This is a genomic window from Haloplanus sp. C73 (assembly GCF_051195115.1).
Lineage (GTDB): Archaea > Halobacteriota > Halobacteria > Halobacteriales > Haloferacaceae > Haloplanus.
In genome coordinates, this window is sequence record NZ_JBNTJZ010000002.1 from 127,715 (window position 1) to 143,953 (window position 16,239).

Genomic DNA, 16,239 nt, shown 5'->3' on the forward strand with positions numbered 1-16,239 from the left:
GATTAATATAATAACTTCTCGCGAGAGCGGTGTCGGATGGAACGCTCGGTTTCGACGTGCTTTTTATCCGCGACCGTCTGATTCCGGGCATGGCAGACTTCAAGGTCGTCGTTTCGGACCCGGAGACGGGTGACACCACACAGGTGGAGGTCGACGAACAGGACGCAAACCGGTTCCTCGGACGCGAACTCGGTGACACGGTCGAAGGCGGCGCCGTCGGTCTCGACGGCACCGAACTCGAACTGACTGGTGGCTCCGACGACGCCGGGCGCCCCCTGCGCGGCGACGTTGCCGGTCCGGCGCTCAAGCAGCTCCTCCTCGAAGGCGGCGTCGGCTTCGAGCCGTCGCGCGACGGCGAGCGAAAGCGCGTCACCGTCCGTGGTCGCGAAATCAGCGAAGCAGTCGCCCAAATCAACGCGAAAGTCGTCACGGGCGACGCCGACTTCGACGCGCTGACCGCCGACGAGTAACTCGTGTCCGACCGCGTCGCCAGCGACGGTGAGGCGGTAACCACGTACCGCGCTCGACTCGCCCGGAGCGGCGGCACTCGCCGTCCCTGTCTGCGCCTCCCCGACGACGCCATCGAAGCCGGAACCGTCGTCCGTCTCGTTCTCGATGGCACCGAGTACCACGCCAGCGTCGAGCGCGACGCCGAGGGCCCGCTGATTCGCGGCGCCTACGACAACCGCCGACTCGCTCGCACCGACGGCGAGGGCGAGAACCGCCTCGTCGAGTGGGTCCGCGACACCGACCGCGAGACGGGACAGAGCGTCGATTTCGACGAGGTGACCCCCGGCTATCTCTACGGCGTCCGCGTCCCCGGCGAGCGTGCCGTCTACACCATCACTCGCCAACCCGACAGCTCCCTCTCCTCGATTGCAGAGGGGTTGGAGGATACTTAGAGCCGAAGCACTGTCCCTGCGCCCAACACGACGATTCCGGCCACGAGGAGGACGAGCACCCACCGCGGCTGTTCGCCGATACCGAGTTCGATACCCGCCACTTCCGTTCCCGGGCGGAGCGCGCCGACGGTGCCCGCGACGGCGAGGGCGACACACACGAGCGCGGTGCCCACGGTAAACAGTCGTTGGGCGCCGCTCGCCGACCGCAAGTCGACGACGGCGCTCGCGAGGAAGGCGAGTCCGAACAGGGCGTACAGGCCGTTGGTGAGGCGTTCTCGGTTCACGTCTCGACCCACGACCACCCGCCTCAAAACGCCGTCGCTGTCTCGAAACGACCGTTCTTTACCGCTCGACCGTCTGCGACCGGTATGACCGACTCCGACCTCGACGCGTTCCTCGCGGGCGACCGACTCGACCACGTCGCGCTCTATCTCACCGACGACTACCTCGACGACGAGGGAACTCTCGCCGACTACGGCACCGACGTCGACGGCGGCGTCGTCCTCGTTGTCCCCGGCGAGAAGGGGCGACAACTCTTCTCCGCCGGCACCGGCATGGACGCGATGGAGTTCGCGAAGCAAGCGATGGGGACCGACGGCGACATCGACCACGACCTGCAGGGCGGCACCTGCCCCGACTGCGGCGAGGGCGCCGCCTTCGTCCTCGCGTTCGCCGAAGCACAGAACGAAGAAGTGGGCGGCATCTACGCCGACGGCGACGTCATCCACGCCTACGCCGCCTGTCCCGACGGGACTGCCTTCTCCGAGCGCTGGGTCGTCGGCGAGGCGTAAGGTCGCGTTCGCTCGCGGCGAGGTCGACTACTCGTCGACCTCGTGCGCCACCTGCTCGAACGCCGCCAGAATCACCTGTTTCGTCGCGTAGCCCTCGGTCGTCCAGTGGTGGGCGTAGTCTAGCATGTCGTCGTAGATGTCGGGCTTACAGCCCGCGGCTTGGGGGTGACCGCCGCCGTTGACCAGTCCCGCCACCTCGTGTGCATGCTCGAAGTCGTCGCTCCCTCGGATGCTGGCACTGCCGGCGGGTTTGACGATGACCGCGGCGTCGGCACCCTGTTCCCGAAGCGTCTCGGCCACCTCGTTCTGCGAGCATCGGCCGTACGTGACGCCGACGGTCCACGGGCCGACCGACTCCATCTCGGCGCGGTCCACTGCCGCCTCGATGAGTTGCTGTTTCTCGACTCGGCGCTGGTCGAGGTAGTCGACGACGGGGTCGGGGAGCGCCGGCCCGTACTGCCCCACGACGGTCACGTACTCCTCGGCGCTCGCCCAGTGGGCGTAGTCGGCCACGTCGTCGCTTCGCGGGTCCTCGCGAATCCAGAGGTCGTGGTCCCGAGTGACCGCCGCGAGGTCGACGAGGTGGTCCGGGAAGTCGTAATCGAGCGACCGGAGCGTCACGTCGGCCGTACACTCCTCGTCGGAGTCGCCGATGACGAGGTCGGCCCCCGCGTCGCGGACCGCCGCGGCCACGTCGTCGTCCCACTGGTGGTGGTCGAACCAGCGCGTCGATTCGGCCCGGTCGACGATGTCGCCGACAACCTCGGCAATCGACTCGTCGTCCGGGCAGAGGTCACAGACGTAGACGTCGACGCCGGGGTCGGCGTACTCGGCGACCCGCTCTAGTGCCGCGTCGAGCGAGTGCGGACTCGCGGTGACGAGACCGACCGGGGATTCCTCGCGGTCCTCGTCGTCTTCGTCGTCCTCGTCGTCCGCTACGTCTGGGTCCGTCCGCGCCGCCAGCGACTCCTCGAACGGCGCCACGTCGAGAGCAGCGTCGTACCGCTCTCGAAGGAGCGCGACACAGCCGAGGCCGTCGGCGTCGCCGTCGGCGACGACCACGACGTCGGCCCCCTCGATGGCCTCGCGGGCGCGGCGGTCGGCGTACTCCTCGTCGAGCGAGTCGGGGTAGAAGAAGCCGGCGCCGGGGAGACGCGACTTCCGCGACAGCGAGAGGTCCTCGGTGTCGATGAGCGAATCGTCCATACCGGCCCGATGCGGGCCGGTGGGAAGTATTTCGCGGTCCGACGGTCAGGCGGCGGCGTCGCGCTCGTCCGCTTCGAGTTGGCGGACGGTCAACACGGGTACCGGACAGGTCCGCACCACCCGCTCGGCGACGCTCCCGATGAGAAAGCGGTTCTCGCCGTGACGGCCGCGGGTCCCCATCGCCACCATGTCGGCGTCGTGGTCGACGGCGTACTCCCGAATCTCGGTCGCGGGTCGCCCCTCGCGAACGGCGGTGGTCACCGACCGGTCCGCGGCGTCGACGACGGTGTCGAGTGCGTCTCGGCCCGAGTCGTCCAGCGCGTCGCGCATCTCCTCGCGCACCTGTTCGGGCGAGGCCGCCACCTCACCCTCGTCGACCACGTAGAGGGCGTGGACCTCGGCGTCGAAGCGCTCGGCGAAATCGAGCGCGACGTCGACGGCCCGGCGGACGCTCTCGGAGCCGTCCGTCGCGATGACGATGGTGTCGAACGCGGGCATGCGCTCGTGTTCGTCCGGTCGAAGTATAAACCCGCCGTCGGGGGGAGCGTTTTTGCCCGTGGCCCGCCCACGCCCCGCTATGACCGAGTCGCTCTCGCCCTCGCTCGTCCTCGTCCCCGTCGACGGGAGCGAGGAGTCACTCACGGCGGTCGAATACGCCACCACCATCGCCGACGAGTACGACGCCCGCGTCCACGCGCTCTACGTCGTCAGCGAAGACGTCGCACGGGCCATCGACACCGGCGCCGTCGACGACGAGTCGGTGGCCGCCGACACCGAGGCGTTTCTCGAAGCCGTCATCGCCCTCGTCGACGAGGCGGGCGTCCCCCTCTCGACGTCGATGGCCTACGGCTTCTCCACCAGCCAACTGTCGCGCCACCCCGGTAGCGTCGTCCTCGACACCGCGGAGCAACTCGGCGCCGACTTCGTCGTCGTCCCGCGGGAATCCCTCTCCGGCGAGGCCGACGAGGTACTCGCGAAAGCCGCGGAGTACGTCCTCCTCTACGCCAGCCAGCCCATCCTCTCGGTCTAACCCTCTGCCAGCCGAATCGTCATCTCGTGTTCGAAGCTCTCCGTGTCGCTCGGCTCGAACCCCACCTTCTCGTAGAGGCTAATCGCCGGTTCGTTCCAGCGCTCGACCGTGAGCCACACGCGCTCGACGCCGGCCTCCTCGCCCGCGCCGAGTAGCGTCTCGATGAGGTGGGTGCCGATGCCCGCGCCCTGATACGCCTGCAAGACGAAGATGGCGAGTTCCGCGGCCACGACTGTCTCGTCGCTGTCGGGGACGAGCGTCGCGTGCCCGGCGATATCGTCGCCGTGGCAGGCGACGACGTTCACCGCGTCCCCGCTCGTGATGGCGTCCAGCCAGTCGGCGATGCGGTCCTCGCCGGTCGGGGGGATGCCCTGTGCGCGGTCGGCGGGGTCGAAGGCGGCGTACATCGACTCTAGCGCCTCGCGGTCCCGCTCCTCGTCGTACCGCCGCACCGTTATCGACCGCCCCTCGCGGTCCTCGACTGTCGTCGGCGGTGTCGGGAACGGGCCCGCCGGCTCGTCGGGGTAGTCTCTGCCGTCGGTCATCGGATGAGCGTCACCGATACGTGCGAGTTCAACAGGACGAACTCGGCGATGCTCCCGAGCTTGATTTTGCCCATCGGACTCGTCTCACCGCCGCCCAGAACGATGCGGTCGAAGCCCTCGCGCTCGGCCAAATCGACCAGTCGGCTTCCGGGGTCGCCCTCCAGATGCTGGATTGACGCCGTCACGCCCGCCTCGTCGAGCACCGACCGGGCCCGCGACTCGATGGCTTCGGGGTCCGCGTCGGTCGCCGGGTTCCGGAGGATTGCGACCGTCAGGTCGTCGCCCGTCTCGGCGGCGCGGTCGACCGCCCGTTCGAGGGCGCGAATCGAGTCGTCGCTCCCACCGATGCCCAGCAACACCTTCATGCAAACATCGTCGGTGTCGCAAGTGAAAAAGGTACGCGGCCGCGCGTCTGACGCCCGACCGACGCCGACGGAACCCTTTTGCACGGGCGCGCGGAATCCGGGCGCATGAGCGACGATTCGACGGCTGACGGGCCTGCCGACCCGTCCCCTTCGTCGACCGGCGACGCTGGAGACGACGCCGGCGCCGCGGCCGCCCACGCCGACGTCCCGCCCGACGTCCGCAAGTACGAGCGCTTCAAGAAGATGGACGGCGCGCAGTACGACCGCGTCAACGACTTCCTCCGCGACCGGACCTACATCACCGCCCGTGAGTGGGCCATCGCGCGTCTCTGTGTCGACTTCCGCACCGAAACAGGGGTCGAGATGACCAAAATCGGCGAGAACCTGCCCGAACTCGTCCCCTTCATGACCGACACCTACTCCCCGCAGGCGGTGAATCAGGCCCGCTCCGCCTTCGAGGACAAGGTCCAGAAAGCCGGTGCGACCTTCCTCTACGGCGCCATGTCCGGCTTCTTCACCGCCGAGGAACTCGACGAGATGATGTACGAAGTGACCGAAGTGGCGAAGTTCCTGCTGGAAGTCGAGGGCGTCGACCTCTCGGTGGCCGAGGAACTCGACGCCGAGGACCGCATCTCCGAGGTCATGCGCGAGGTTCGCGAGTCGAGCGAGTCCCTCCGCGACGACCTCGATTAGCGCACGTTCTCGCCGTTCGCCGAGCCGAACGTGTCCATCGCGGCGTCGTACACTCGCTCGCCTCGCCGGAGCGTCCACTCGGGGAACACGCCCTCTCGCCCCTCGAACGGCGACCACCCACACTTCGAGTGGAGCCGCTCGCCCGTGATTTCGCGCAGTCGGTCGCGGTCGTAGAGCGCGAGGTCGGCGTCCATCCCCGCCGCCACCCGTCCCTTCCGGTCGAGGTCGAACGTCGCCGCCGGCGCCGCCGCCGTCAGGTCGCGCACCCGTTCGACCGTCAACGGGCCGTCCCGCGTCTCGGCCAAGAGGAGGGGCACCATCGTCTCGACGCCGGGGACGCCGCTCGGCGCGTCCAGTAGCGTCGTCTCTTTCTCCCCTTTCGTGTGGGGAGCGTGGTCGGTAGCGACGAGGTCGACGCGCCCGTCGACGACGCGGTCGTAGAGCGCCGCGCGCCGCTTCTCGCTCCGGAGCGGCGGGTTCATCCGCCCGTACGTGCCGAGGTCGGCGAGGTCGGCCCGCGACAGCAGGCAGTGATGCGGCGTCACTTCGCAGGTGACGGCGTCGGGGGCGTCGGCGACGATATCGACCGCTTCGGGCGTGCTGGTGTGAGCGACGTGGAGGCGAACCCCGGCGTCGACGCCGAGTTCGACCGCGCGCTCGACGGCCGCAATCTCCGCCTCGGCGGCGCGATAGGCGCTCCACGCGTCGGCGTTCGCGTCGCGGCCGGTCCCCGACCCGGCGTCGTCGCGAGCGCTCGACTCGAACAGGGTGGCGTCCTCGGCGTGGACCGTCACGGGGACGCCGGCCTCGGCGGCGCGGTGGACGGCGTCCTCGAACCGCTCGCCGTCGATGCCCATGTCACCCGTCGAGTCGGCGAGAAACACCTCGCCGAGCGCGAACAGCGGCCGGTCGAACAGCGTCTCGGGCTCCCAGTCGGGCGTGACGCCGCCGTTGATGCCGTAGTCGACCAGCGAGTGGCGGGCGAGCAGTTCCTTCTGGTCGTAGGCGGCGCCCGTCGTCGTCGGCGGGTCGGTGTTCGGCTGGTCGACGACAGTCGTGACGCCACCGGCGGCGGCGCTCTGTGACCCGGTTCGCCACGTCTCCTTGTGTGGCGCTCCCGGTTCGCGGAAGTGAACGTGAGCGTCGACGGCGCCGGGCAACAGGAGGTTGCCGCCGGCGTCGACCGTCTTCCCACCCTCCGCCGCGAGGTCTGTCCCCACGGCGTCGATTCGCTCACCCTCGATGCGGACGTCGCGCACGCTGCCGTCCGCCAGCGTCGCGTTCCTGACGAGCATACCCCTCTCTTTCCTCGCCCCGCCCTAAGTCTGCCCGTTCGCGCCGTCGTCGTGACGCTGAGCCGGGCAGTTATACGCCTCCGCGCCGCACCGACGCCATGGTCACGGTTCCGGCCTCGACGCTCGCCCACTACTCGCGGTTCTCCCGGTTCAACTCCCCCTACCCCGCACACGACGAGGGCCGTGCCATCGACCTCTACCCCGACTCGAACCGAGGGCTTTCCCCCGTCGCCGGCGAGGTGCTCGACACCCGAACCGTCAGCGCGCCTCCGCGCCCCTACGCCGCCGCCGAGGACCACCTGATTCTGCTCGATACGGGCGACCACGTCGCTCGAATCCTCCACGTCGACCCCGCGGTCGGTGCCGGCGACCACGTCGACGTCGGCGACCCGCTGGGCGAGATGGTCCGCTCGGGCTTTTTCGCGCCGTGGGTCGACAACCACGTCCACCTCGGCTTTCGCCCGCCGGACGCGAACCCCCACCGCGCCGCGGGGTCGCTTCCAATCGAGACGCCGGTCGACGTCCACGCCACCGACTGGGACGGCACCGGCGTCGTCCGCGAGGCGGGCGAGACGTCCGTCCATCTCGACGCGCCCGCTCACCCCAGTCCCGGCACGTGGGCTGGACTCGCCGGCGCACCGGGTGTCGCCCTCGACGGTGGCTGTCCCCACTACGGCGGCGGGGGCGTCCGGCCGCCCCTCGACGGCCCGGTCACGGTGGCCGGCGAACGCGTCGGCGTCGCCGCCGGCGAGTGTGTGACGTGGGAGGACATCACTGTCGTCGCGAACGGGCGACCCATCACGGGCCTGTCGCTCTTTCTCGCCCGCGACGTACTCGGGACGAAACTCGTCTGCCCGGACCACGACTTCACGGTCGGCGACCGGGTGTCGGTGGCGGTGCGACGCGAGCGATGACCGACCACGGGGGACTTTTCACCGTCCCTTCCGAACGGGTGGTACGATGAGTGAGGACCCCGACGCGTCCGACCGCCCCGCCGACCGGGAATCGCCGGTCGGGGAACCCGTCGTCCGTGCCGACCCCTCGGTGACGGGTGAGCGGGCGACCGAGGCCGTCGGATTCGACCCCGACGACCCCGAGAGCGTGCAACTCGCCGCCGACACCGTCCGCTCGTTCGCGGAGAACACCGTCGGCTCCGAGGACCACGTCTACATGCTCCGCGGCGCCGCCGCCTGTGCCGCGCTGGTTCGGGGCGTCGGCTCGTACAAGCAGGCGGCGGAGCGCGCCGGCGGCGACGTCTCCGTCTCCTTCATCCGGAAGTGGGCGCGGGTTCACGACCTGCCGCAGGCGATTCGCCGCCACGTCGCGCGGGGCACCATCGCGCCCACGGCCGCGAAACACATCGCCCGCGTCTCGGGTGACGACCGCTACGCGCTGGCGTGGGCGACGCTCGAACACGACCTGACCGTCCGCGAGATTCGGCGCCTCGCCAGCGAGGTGAGCAACGGGGCGTCCGTCGAAGACGCCCTCGCCGACCGGGGGCTCACCCTCGGCGAGATGACGATAACCCTCCCGCCCGACCAGTACATCGAACTCCGGCGCCGCGCGTCCGTCGAGAACGTCGACCCGGACGACCTGTTGGCGGAGGCGTTGGACGCGTATCTGGAGCTGTGAGCGTCGGCGTAGGTTTTTGACTGCGACTCGGAAAATCCATCACCGAACGTTAATACGCCGACGAGTTCGGCATCGGGGCGTGGATTTCGTCGCGGACGTAGGCCGCCCATCGTAAGTGTTTACACCTTTCCCCCCAACGCTCAGTTGAGGGCCGGTAGCTCAGTCAGGCAGAGCGTCTGGCTTTTAACGTGCCCGCCCGGTCATCGGGCGGTTGCGGAAGTCACCAGACGGTCGGGGGTTCAACTCCCTCCCGGCCCGCTTCTGCGAGGAACGAACGTGACGAGCGAAGCGGCTACGAGGGCGTTGAACGAGAGAACGCCGAGCGATAGCGAGGCGTTCGCGTAGTTCAACTCCCTCCCGGCCCGCGTTCGCCATCTCACTCGCTCCGACGCCGCTTACTCCTCCAACCCTTCCCCCTGATAACTCCCGTCGTACGTCCCGTCGTGATTCGCCTCGGCGAACACCAGTTGCGCGATGCGGGCGCCGGGTTCGATTTCTATCGGGCGGTGGACGGCTAGCAGTCCCTCGCCGCGGCCCTCGTAGCCGGCGTCCCAGACGGCGGTGTGGAGCATACTGCCGTTACGCATGAGCGACGACCGGGGGTAGACGAAGCCGACGTGCCCCTCCGGAATCCGGATGCGCTCGCCGTAGCGGGCGATGTACCCGCCGGGTCGGAGGACGTAGGCTTCTGCGTCGGGGTCCGGGTCGAGGGCGTCGCGGTCGGCGACGCGTTTGCCGCCCGTGCCGATTCGGCCTCGCTCGCTCGGTTCGAGAATCGCGTCGACGGTCAGGTCGACGCCGTTCGGTTGGACCTGTTCGGCCGCGACGGGGCTGAGGTGGTCGGCGACGAACGTGCCGGCACGGAACATGGCCGAGAGTCGGTGAGCGCCGACAAAATCGTGGCGGTTCGCCCGACGGCGACGCACTCGACGCACCGGCTCGGGCGCAGGGAGCGCGGTCAACGCGGGATTTATATCCGTCGGTGAGGGATAACCGGACGTTATGGGACAGACGCTCACGGAGAAAATCCTCGACGACCACCTGGTCGAGGGTAACCTCGAACCCGGCGAGGAAATCGGGATCGAAATCGACCAGGTGCTCACACAGGACACGACCGGTACGATGGTGTGGCTTCAGTTCGAGGCGCTCGAACTCGACGAAGTCCAGACCGAACTCGCCGCGCAGTACTGTGACCACCAGACCTACCAGTTCGACTTCAAAAACACCGACGACCACCGCTTCCTGCGGTCGGCGGCCGGCACCTACGGCGCGTACTTCTCTCGCCCGGGCAACGGCATCTGCCACAACGTCCACAAGGAGAACTTCGCCGCGCCGGGCAAGACGATGCTCGGGTCGGACTCGCACACGCCGACGCCGGGCGGCCTCGGCGAACTCGCCATCGGCGCCGGTGGTCTCGACGTCGCCGTCGCGATGGGCGGCGGGCCGTACTTCGTGGAGATGCCCGAAGTCGTCAACGTCCGACTGGAGGGTGAACTCCCCGACTGGGCGAGCGCGAAGGACCTCATCCTCGAACTGCTCCGTCGCCTGTCGGTCAAGGGTGGCGTCGGCAAGGTGTTCGAATACTCCGGCCCCGGCGTCGAGAGCCTCTCGGTGCCCGAGCGAACCACCATCACGAACATGGGGACGGAACTCGGCGCGACCACCTCTATCTTCCCGACCGACGAGCGGACGAAGGAGTATCTCGACCGGCAGGGTCGTGGCGACCAGTTCGTCGACCTGTCGCCCGACGCCGACGCCGAGTACGCCGACGAAATCGTCGTCGACCTCTCGGACCTCGAACCGCTCATCTCCTGTCCGTCGATGCCGGACAACGTCGTTCCCGTCCGCGAAGTCGCGGGAACCGACGTCGAACAGGTCATCATCGGCTCCTGTACCAACGGCGGCTACGAGGACATCCTCCCCGCCGCGAAGATGGTCGAGGGCCGCGAAATCAAGAAAGACCTCGAAATGATAGTCGCGCCCGGGTCGAAGCAGGCCGGCGAACTCCTCGCCCGCGAGGGCTGGACCGCGGAGATGATGGCCGCCGGGGTCAACGTCTCCGAGGCGACGTGTGGACCGTGTATCGGCATCGGTCACGTGCCCGCCTCCGACTCCGTCTCGCTGCGGACCTTCAACCGCAACTTCGAGGGTCGGTCGGGCATCGAGAACGACTCCGTCTACCTCTGCTCGCCACAGGTCGCCGCCGCCGCGGCGCTCAAGGGCGAAATCGTCGACCCGCGCGACTTGGCCGACGAACTCGGCGACTTGGAGTCGCCGGGCGTCGAACTCCCCGAGAAGTACGACGGCTCGAAGGCAGACATCATCCGCCCCGATGAGGCTGTCGACGACGAACTCATCAAGGGCCCGAACATCGGCGACGTGCCGCTGAAGGACCCGCTCGGCGCCGACATCCACGGGGAGACGCTCCTGAAGATGGGCGACAACATCACGACGGACCACATCATCCCCGCCACGTCGGACATCCTCAAGTTCCGCTCGAACATCGAGAAGCTCTCCGAGTTCACGCTCTCGCGCGTCGACGACACGTTCGCAGAGCGCGCCAAGGCGACTGACCACAGCGTCCTCGTCGCCGGCGAGAACTACGGACAGGGCTCCTCCCGAGAACACGCCGCGATGTGTCCGATGTATCTCGGCGTCGAGGCCGTCCTCGCACAGTCCTTCGCCCGCATCCACAAGGCGAACCTGTACAACTTCGGCCTCCTGCCGCTGACCATCGACGAGGAGACGTACGACCGCCTCGAACAGGGCGACGACGTCGAAGTCGTCGACGACGTGGCGGCCGCCGTCGAGGAGGGCGCCGAGGAGTTCACGATTCGCGTCAACGGCGACTGGGAGGCGACGGCTTCCTTCGACGCCTCCGAGCGCGAGCGTGAAATCCTCGCCGCCGGTGGCAAACTCACCCTCACGAAACAGCAGTACGAGAACGACGGCGGCGCGGCCCCCGCCGACGACTGACGACTCGGACTTCGTCCCGTATTCTTTTGCACTCGCCGCGCGTAGCCACGCTGTGGCCGTTCCGACGACGCCCGCCGACGTGACCATCCGCGACGCCGAGTCCCACGACCTCCAGTCGGTGGTCCGAATCGAGCGGGCGGCCTTCGACCAACCGTGGCCCTACACGGCCTTCGAGCGCTTTCTCGGCGAACCCGGGTTTCTGGTCGCGACTCGCGGGGACGGGGACGCCGTCGTGGGCTACGTCGTCAGCGACGTCACGCCCAACTACGGGCGCGACATCGGGCACGTGAAAGACCTCGCCGTCGCGGAACCGGCGCGGGAGCGCGGCATCGGCCGCTCGCTGCTCGGTCGGTCGCTCTTTGCCCTCGCCATCGAGGGTGCGGACGTGGTCAAACTCGAAGTCCGCGAGGGCAACGAGGCCGCGCGGGCGCTGTATCGGGACGTCGGCTTCGACGTCGCGCGACGCGTGCCCCGCTACTACCGCGACGGCGAGGACGCCCTCGTGATGGTGCTCGACGTGCCCACGTGGCGAGACGGCTGACCGCCACGCTCATACGCCTCACGGCCCGTACGGTTCGTATGGGATACGCCTGCCCGGTCTGCGAGACGCCCGAGCGCGACGGCGAACACCTCGCGAACCACCTCGCCTTCACTGCGATGCTCCACGGCGGCGCCCACGAGCGATGGCTGGACGACCACGCCCCGGACTGGAGCGACGCCGGAGCGGCGGAACTGACGCCCGTCGTCGTCGAACACGCCGAGGAGGCGCCATCGGAGACGGTGTTCGAGGAGTCGGTGCCGTCAGAGGGAGGGCACGACCACGCGTCGGCCCCAGCCGACGGCGACGCCCTCGACGCCGCGGCTCTCGACGGCGACGCCGGGCGGATTCTCGCCGAGGCCCGGGAGATGACGCGGGCGATGCTCGACGACACCGACGACGATAACAAGGCGTAAACCGCCGCCGACGAAGGGTGGCGTATGGAGACGGAGGGCGTGTTCGACCCCGAGACGCTCGCGGACGCCCGCGAGGCCTACGAGTCGGTCGGCCCGGCGGCACAGACTGTCGTCCGCGAGGTGGCGACGGCGATGGAGTTCGACCAAGCGGAGTATCAGGAGCGCGTGACTGGCGAGGTGGTCGAGACGGCGCGCGACGCCCTGTTCGCGTCGCTGTTGACCGTCACGGTGGCGGACCGCGCGGCGTTCGACGCGTGGCGCGAGGACGCCGACGTGGACGTGACCGTGCTGGGCAGTTCGGACGTCGACCGAGTCGTCTGGCACACCGCTCCCTTCGCCGAACAGGCGATTGCCGCCACGTTCCAGAACGAGCGCGACGCGGCGGTGGCGACGCTCCGCCGGCAGGCGTTCGGGCGGCTATACCGCGACCGACTGTAAGCGGCGAAAGGCGTTTCACCGCCCCACACCAACCGCGGCCGTGCGACCGATAACGCGCCGTGCCCTCGCTGGCTTTGCCGTCGTCTGTCTCGGCTTGCTCGCGCTCGGCGCGCTCCCGTCGTTTCTGGGGGCTGGCGAGCCGTACCACCTGACTGCGACGCCGACAGACGCGGACGGCCCGGCGGTCGACGCCACCAACCTCTCGGAGCGCCGGTACCCCTATCTCACGACCGCCGTCGAGACGGGGCGCTCGGAGCCGTATCGGCGCGGCCCGGTCGGATTGAAAGAGGCCTTTACGCACTCGCCGTTCGACGAGCGCGACGGGTTGCTCGCGCGGAACCCCGACGCCCGGCACGCTGGTGGCGTGCTCGTTCGGGTCGGTGACGAGCGATATCTGGTGGAGGTGACACGATGAGCGACGACCACGACTGGCCGGTGCGCGAGTCCGTCACGGAGTACGAGACGGGCTGGTACACCGGCGGCTACGACCTCGTCGAACAGCCCGACGGCTCGACCAAGCGCTACTACTGGGCCGAACTCCCGCCCGCGGTGGTGGTGGTCGCCGTCGTCGACGACCACGTCCTCTTCGTCGAGCAGTTCCGCCCGACGATTCGCGAGACGCAACTCGAACTCCCGGCGGGCATCGTCGAGGACGGGGAGTCCTTCACGACGGCGGCGGCGCGGGAACTCCGCGAGGAGACGGGCTTCGACCCCGATTCGACCGCCCTGCTGGCTGATTTCTGGACGGCGACGGGCGTGTTGCGCCACCGACGCGGTATCGTCTTCGCCGAGGGCCTCACGCCCGTCGAGCGCGAACTCGACGGCAACGAGTTTCTCACGCCCGAAGCGGTGCCCGTCTCGGAGGCAGTCGACGTGGCTCGCCAGCCACCGACCAACGACGCTACCATCGAGGGCGTCCTGTTGGCGCAGGACGACGGTCTGCTGTAACGACAGCGGGCGCGTCACGGACTCGACTGGGTGAACGCGCCGACTCGGGCGGCGCCTGAGAGTCCCCCTGCGGCGTCTCCGAGGCGACCACTCGGGCGCTTCGTCACTCGGACAGCCCGGCGAATTTCGCCGCCCGAGCCGGGTGGGAAACGGTTATATGAGCCAGTCGGCAAAGCCCGAGTAGATTATCCACCATGGGACGCACACTCACGGAGAAGGTTCTCGAAGACCATCTCGTCGACGGCGAGATGGAAACCGGTGAGGAAATCGGTATCGCCGTCGACCAGACCATCGCCCACGACCTGACGGGGACGATGGCGTGGCTCCAGTTCGAGGCCCTCGGCCTCGACGAGGTGCAGGTCGAGGTGGCCGGCCAGCACTGCGACCACCAGACCTACCAGCCCGATTACAAGGTATCGGACGACCACCGGTTCCTGCGCTCTGCCGCCGGCACCTACGGCGCCTACTTCGCGCGACCGGGGACCGGTATCCTCCATCAGGTCCACAAGGAGAACTTCACGGCGCCGGGCAAGACTCTCATCGGCGCGGACTCTCATACGCCGACTGCGGGCGGCCTCGGCTGTCTCGGCATCGGTACCGGCGGCCTCGACGTCGCCACCGCGATGGGCGGCGCCCCCTTCTATCTCGAGATGCCCGAAGTCGTCAACGTCCGACTGGAGGGTGAACTCCCCGAGTGGTCGACGGCCAAAGACGTCATTCTCGAACTCCTCCGGCGCTTTTCGGTCAAGGCGGGCGTGGGCAAGGTGTTCGAGTACACCGGCCCCGGCGTCGAGACGCTCTCGGCACAGGAGCGCACCACCATCACGAACATGGGGACGGAGCTCGGCGCCACTACCTCCATCTTCCCCTCCGACGAGCGGACGGAGGAGTTCTTCGAGCGACTGGGTCGCCCCGAGGACTACGTCCCACTCGCGCCCGACGACGACGCCGAGTACGACGACGAAATCGTGGTCGACCTCTCCGATATCGAACCGCTCATCGCTTGTCCGTCGATGCCGGACGAAGTCGTTCCCGTCCGCGAAGTCGCGGGCATCGAAACCGACCAAGTGCTCGTCGGCTCCTGTACCAACGGCGCCTACGAGGACATCCTGCCGGTTGCGAAGATGCTCCGTGACCGCGAGGTGGCGAAACAGACCGAGATGATAATCGCGCCCGGGTCGAAACAGGCCTCGGAGATGCTGGCGCGGAACGGCCTGACGGCGGAACTGATGGCCGCGGGCGTCAGCATCTCGGAGGCGACGTGTGGCGCCTGCATCGGCGCGGGCCACGTCCCCGCCAGCGACTCCGTGAGCGTCCGCACCTTCAACCGCAACTTCGAGGGTCGGTCGGGGATGGAAGACGACGCGGTGTATCTCTGCTCGCCCGAAGTGGCGGCGGCGACGGCGCTCACCGGCGAAATCACCGACCCCCGTGACCTCGACGCCGACGTCGACGCGCCCGGCTTCGAGTACCCCGAGCGCTACATCGGCGCCAGCGAGTCCGACATCATCATGCCCGACGAGGCAGTCGACGACGGCCTCGTCAAGGGGCCGAACATCGACGAGGTGCCGCTGAAAGACCCGCTCGGGAGCGCGCTCTCCGGGCCGGCGCTCCTGAAGATGCCCGACAACATCACGACCGACCACGTCATCCCCGCGACACAGGAGGTGTCGGTGTACCGCTCGAACGTGCCGAAGCTCTCGGAGTTCACGCTCAAGCGCGTCGACGAGACGTTCGCCGCCCGCGCTGCCGAGGCCGACGGCGGCTTCCTCGTCGCCGGCGAGAACTACGGGCAAGGCTCCTCCCGGGAACACGCCGCGCTCTGTCCGATGTATCTCGGGATTCACGGCGTCCTCGCCCAGTCGTTCGCCCGCATCCACAAGTCCAACCTCATCAACTTCGGGCTCCTGCCCCTGACCATCGACGAGGAAACCTACGACCGCATCGAACAGGGCGACGATATCGAACTCGTCGACGACGCAGTCGACGCCGTCGAGAGCGGGCAGGAGACGTTCACCCTCCGCGTCAACGACGAGTGGGAGGCGACGGCGCATCTCGACGCCAACGAGCGCCAGCGAGAACTGCTCGCCGCCGGCGGCAAACTCCCGCACACGCGCCAGCAGTTCGCCGACGGCGTGAGCGAGGAGGCCTGACCGCTACGCCGACAGTCCCCACGATATTCTGTCCCAGAGCCGCTCGTAGGTGTAGTAGGTCCCCGTTTTGACGACGTTGGCGACGAGGCCGATACTGGCCGCTTCTCCGACGTCGCCGACGACGACCCACGCCACTGCGACGGTGACGACGACCATCAACAGCCGGTAGCAGAGCGTCTTCACGAGCGCTCGCGTCCGCGCCTGCCTCGGCTGTCCGGCGAGCGTCGACGCCATACTTCACGATACGCCGGCCACGTACCTAAACGTAACTGCTAGTAGTAACCATACGGGCTTAAAGTAAGCAAAAACGG

22 protein-coding genes and 1 tRNA gene are annotated in these 16,239 nt (G+C 68.5%); 15 read left to right on the plus strand and 8 right to left on the minus strand.

Annotation, left to right across the window (positions count from 1 at the left end; translation table 11 throughout):
• Positions 1–89: 89 nt before the first annotated feature.
• Together ACQUSQ_RS04955 and ACQUSQ_RS04960 are read left to right on the plus strand one after the other, a co-directional pair.
• The gene (locus tag ACQUSQ_RS04955) at positions 90–470 is read left to right on the plus strand and encodes a 30S ribosomal protein S6e (RefSeq protein WP_435067417.1); all 381 of its coding nucleotides are present in this window, start codon (positions 90–92) and stop codon (positions 468–470) included.
• 3 nt (positions 471–473) lie between these two features.
• Positions 474–902 (plus strand): DUF7112 family protein, encoded by a 429-nt coding sequence (locus ACQUSQ_RS04960; RefSeq protein WP_435067418.1) that lies wholly within the window; start codon positions 474–476, stop codon positions 900–902.
• On the opposite strand, the gene ACQUSQ_RS04965 is transcribed toward ACQUSQ_RS04960, so the two are convergent.
• Positions 899–1,186 (minus strand): hypothetical protein, encoded by a 288-nt coding sequence (locus tag ACQUSQ_RS04965; protein ID WP_435067419.1) that lies wholly within the window; start codon positions 1,184–1,186, stop codon positions 899–901. The two genes, ACQUSQ_RS04960 and ACQUSQ_RS04965, sit on opposite strands and share 4 nt — an antisense overlap.
• 84 nt (positions 1,187–1,270) lie before the next feature.
• On the opposite strand from ACQUSQ_RS04965, the gene ACQUSQ_RS04970 reads away from it, so the two are divergent.
• Entirely contained in the window at positions 1,271–1,693 is a 423-nt protein-coding gene (locus ACQUSQ_RS04970; RefSeq protein ID WP_435067420.1) for a DUF5807 family protein, read from the plus strand.
• A 27-nt stretch (positions 1,694–1,720) separates the two neighbouring features.
• On the opposite strand, the gene ACQUSQ_RS04975 is transcribed toward ACQUSQ_RS04970, so the two are convergent.
• Positions 1,721–2,899, minus strand: coding sequence for a DHH family phosphoesterase (locus ACQUSQ_RS04975; RefSeq protein WP_435067421.1), 1,179 nt, complete (start codon positions 2,897–2,899; stop codon positions 1,721–1,723).
• A gap of 45 nt (positions 2,900–2,944) precedes the next feature.
• Complete coding sequence (locus ACQUSQ_RS04980; RefSeq protein WP_435067422.1) at positions 2,945–3,397, minus strand: universal stress protein; 453 nt, start codon at positions 3,395–3,397, stop codon at positions 2,945–2,947.
• 79 nt (positions 3,398–3,476) lie between these two features.
• On the opposite strand from ACQUSQ_RS04980, the gene ACQUSQ_RS04985 reads away from it, so the two are divergent.
• A complete protein-coding gene (locus ACQUSQ_RS04985) occupies positions 3,477–3,929 on the plus strand; it encodes a universal stress protein (RefSeq protein WP_435067423.1) in 453 nt (150 codons plus the stop codon).
• Here the strand turns inward: ACQUSQ_RS04985 and ACQUSQ_RS04990 are convergent.
• Both ACQUSQ_RS04990 and ACQUSQ_RS04995 read right to left on the minus strand, forming a co-directional pair.
• A complete protein-coding gene (locus tag ACQUSQ_RS04990) occupies positions 3,926–4,474 on the minus strand; it encodes a GNAT family N-acetyltransferase (RefSeq protein WP_435067424.1) in 549 nt (182 codons plus the stop codon). The two genes, ACQUSQ_RS04985 and ACQUSQ_RS04990, sit on opposite strands and share 4 nt — an antisense overlap.
• Positions 4,471–4,839 (minus strand): universal stress protein, encoded by a 369-nt coding sequence (locus tag ACQUSQ_RS04995; protein WP_435067425.1) that lies wholly within the window; start codon positions 4,837–4,839, stop codon positions 4,471–4,473. Before ACQUSQ_RS04995 ends, ACQUSQ_RS04990 begins: the two co-directional genes overlap by 4 nt.
• A gap of 105 nt (positions 4,840–4,944) precedes the next feature.
• On the opposite strand from ACQUSQ_RS04995, the gene ACQUSQ_RS05000 reads away from it, so the two are divergent.
• Entirely contained in the window at positions 4,945–5,532 is a 588-nt protein-coding gene (locus ACQUSQ_RS05000; RefSeq protein ID WP_435067426.1) for a DUF5806 family protein, read from the plus strand.
• Here ACQUSQ_RS05000 and ACQUSQ_RS05005 read toward each other — a convergent pair.
• Complete coding sequence (locus ACQUSQ_RS05005; protein WP_435067427.1) at positions 5,529–6,827, minus strand: dihydroorotase; 1,299 nt, start codon at positions 6,825–6,827, stop codon at positions 5,529–5,531. The two genes, ACQUSQ_RS05000 and ACQUSQ_RS05005, sit on opposite strands and share 4 nt — an antisense overlap.
• Positions 6,828–6,925: 98 nt before the next feature.
• Between ACQUSQ_RS05005 and ACQUSQ_RS05010 the strand changes: the two genes are divergently transcribed.
• From ACQUSQ_RS05010 to ACQUSQ_RS05020, 3 genes are all read left to right on the plus strand, one after another.
• Positions 6,926–7,741 (plus strand): hypothetical protein, encoded by an 816-nt coding sequence (locus ACQUSQ_RS05010; RefSeq protein WP_435067428.1) that lies wholly within the window; start codon positions 6,926–6,928, stop codon positions 7,739–7,741.
• Between the two features lie 46 nt (positions 7,742–7,787).
• Positions 7,788–8,459, plus strand: a complete 672-nt coding sequence (locus tag ACQUSQ_RS05015) for a DUF7119 family protein (protein ID WP_435067429.1) — start codon at positions 7,788–7,790, stop codon at positions 8,457–8,459.
• Positions 8,460–8,607: 148 nt separating this feature from the next.
• Positions 8,608–8,717 (plus strand) — tRNA-Lys (locus ACQUSQ_RS05020).
• A gap of 137 nt (positions 8,718–8,854) precedes the next feature.
• Here the strand turns inward: ACQUSQ_RS05020 and ACQUSQ_RS05025 are convergent.
• Positions 8,855–9,385, minus strand: a complete 531-nt coding sequence (locus ACQUSQ_RS05025) for a deoxyuridine 5'-triphosphate nucleotidohydrolase (protein ID WP_435067723.1) — start codon at positions 9,383–9,385, stop codon at positions 8,855–8,857.
• A gap of 76 nt (positions 9,386–9,461) precedes the next feature.
• On the opposite strand from ACQUSQ_RS05025, the gene ACQUSQ_RS05030 reads away from it, so the two are divergent.
• The 7 genes from ACQUSQ_RS05030 (at position 9,462) to ACQUSQ_RS05060 (ending at position 15,928) form a co-directional block, all read left to right on the plus strand.
• Complete coding sequence (locus ACQUSQ_RS05030) at positions 9,462–11,435, plus strand: aconitate hydratase (protein ID WP_435067431.1); 1,974 nt, start codon at positions 9,462–9,464, stop codon at positions 11,433–11,435.
• A 52-nt stretch (positions 11,436–11,487) separates the two neighbouring features.
• Positions 11,488–11,976 (plus strand): ribosomal protein S18-alanine N-acetyltransferase, encoded by a 489-nt coding sequence (gene rimI / locus ACQUSQ_RS05035; protein ID WP_435067432.1) that lies wholly within the window; start codon positions 11,488–11,490, stop codon positions 11,974–11,976.
• Positions 11,977–12,014: 38 nt separating this feature from the next.
• Entirely contained in the window at positions 12,015–12,389 is a 375-nt protein-coding gene (locus ACQUSQ_RS05040; RefSeq protein ID WP_435067433.1) for a DUF5810 domain-containing protein, read from the plus strand.
• A 24-nt stretch (positions 12,390–12,413) separates the two neighbouring features.
• Positions 12,414–12,827 (plus strand): DUF5809 family protein, encoded by a 414-nt coding sequence (locus ACQUSQ_RS05045; protein ID WP_435067434.1) that lies wholly within the window; start codon positions 12,414–12,416, stop codon positions 12,825–12,827.
• A 40-nt stretch (positions 12,828–12,867) separates the two neighbouring features.
• On the plus strand, positions 12,868–13,242 hold the full coding sequence (locus ACQUSQ_RS05050; protein WP_435067435.1) for a hypothetical protein: 375 nt from the start codon (positions 12,868–12,870) through the stop codon (positions 13,240–13,242).
• Positions 13,239–13,775: an NUDIX hydrolase gene (locus tag ACQUSQ_RS05055; RefSeq protein ID WP_435067437.1), complete on the plus strand. Its 537-nt coding sequence runs from the start codon at positions 13,239–13,241 to the stop codon at positions 13,773–13,775. Before ACQUSQ_RS05050 ends, ACQUSQ_RS05055 begins: the two co-directional genes overlap by 4 nt.
• Before the next feature lie 194 nt (positions 13,776–13,969).
• Positions 13,970–15,928, plus strand: a complete 1,959-nt coding sequence (locus tag ACQUSQ_RS05060) for an aconitate hydratase (RefSeq protein ID WP_435067438.1) — start codon at positions 13,970–13,972, stop codon at positions 15,926–15,928.
• Between the two features lie 3 nt (positions 15,929–15,931).
• On the opposite strand, the gene ACQUSQ_RS05065 is transcribed toward ACQUSQ_RS05060, so the two are convergent.
• Complete coding sequence (locus ACQUSQ_RS05065; protein WP_435067439.1) at positions 15,932–16,162, minus strand: DUF2061 domain-containing protein; 231 nt, start codon at positions 16,160–16,162, stop codon at positions 15,932–15,934.
• Positions 16,163–16,239: the final 77 nt, after the last annotated feature.

Coding starts and splice junctions, on each gene's coding strand:
- ACQUSQ_RS04955 (WP_435067417.1), top strand. CDS start 90: ATGGCAGACTTCAAGGTCGTCGTTTCGGACCCGGAGACGGGTGACACC.
- ACQUSQ_RS04970 (WP_435067420.1), top strand. CDS start 1,271: ATGACCGACTCCGACCTCGACGCGTTCCTCGCGGGCGACCGACTCGAC.
- ACQUSQ_RS04975 (WP_435067421.1), bottom strand. CDS start 2,899: ATGGACGATTCGCTCATCGACACCGAGGACCTCTCGCTGTCGCGGAAG.
- ACQUSQ_RS04980 (WP_435067422.1), bottom strand. CDS start 3,397: ATGCCCGCGTTCGACACCATCGTCATCGCGACGGACGGCTCCGAGAGC.
- ACQUSQ_RS04985 (WP_435067423.1), top strand. CDS start 3,477: ATGACCGAGTCGCTCTCGCCCTCGCTCGTCCTCGTCCCCGTCGACGGG.
- ACQUSQ_RS04990 (WP_435067424.1), bottom strand. CDS start 4,474: ATGACCGACGGCAGAGACTACCCCGACGAGCCGGCGGGCCCGTTCCCG.
- ACQUSQ_RS04995 (WP_435067425.1), bottom strand. CDS start 4,839: ATGAAGGTGTTGCTGGGCATCGGTGGGAGCGACGACTCGATTCGCGCC.
- ACQUSQ_RS05000 (WP_435067426.1), top strand. CDS start 4,945: ATGAGCGACGATTCGACGGCTGACGGGCCTGCCGACCCGTCCCCTTCG.
- ACQUSQ_RS05005 (WP_435067427.1), bottom strand. CDS start 6,827: ATGCTCGTCAGGAACGCGACGCTGGCGGACGGCAGCGTGCGCGACGTC.
- ACQUSQ_RS05010 (WP_435067428.1), top strand. CDS start 6,926: ATGGTCACGGTTCCGGCCTCGACGCTCGCCCACTACTCGCGGTTCTCC.
- ACQUSQ_RS05015 (WP_435067429.1), top strand. CDS start 7,788: ATGAGTGAGGACCCCGACGCGTCCGACCGCCCCGCCGACCGGGAATCG.
- ACQUSQ_RS05030 (WP_435067431.1), top strand. CDS start 9,462: ATGGGACAGACGCTCACGGAGAAAATCCTCGACGACCACCTGGTCGAG.
- ACQUSQ_RS05040 (WP_435067433.1), top strand. CDS start 12,015: ATGGGATACGCCTGCCCGGTCTGCGAGACGCCCGAGCGCGACGGCGAA.
- ACQUSQ_RS05045 (WP_435067434.1), top strand. CDS start 12,414: ATGGAGACGGAGGGCGTGTTCGACCCCGAGACGCTCGCGGACGCCCGC.
- ACQUSQ_RS05055 (WP_435067437.1), top strand. CDS start 13,239: ATGAGCGACGACCACGACTGGCCGGTGCGCGAGTCCGTCACGGAGTAC.
- ACQUSQ_RS05060 (WP_435067438.1), top strand. CDS start 13,970: ATGGGACGCACACTCACGGAGAAGGTTCTCGAAGACCATCTCGTCGAC.
- ACQUSQ_RS05065 (WP_435067439.1), bottom strand. CDS start 16,162: ATGGCGTCGACGCTCGCCGGACAGCCGAGGCAGGCGCGGACGCGAGCG.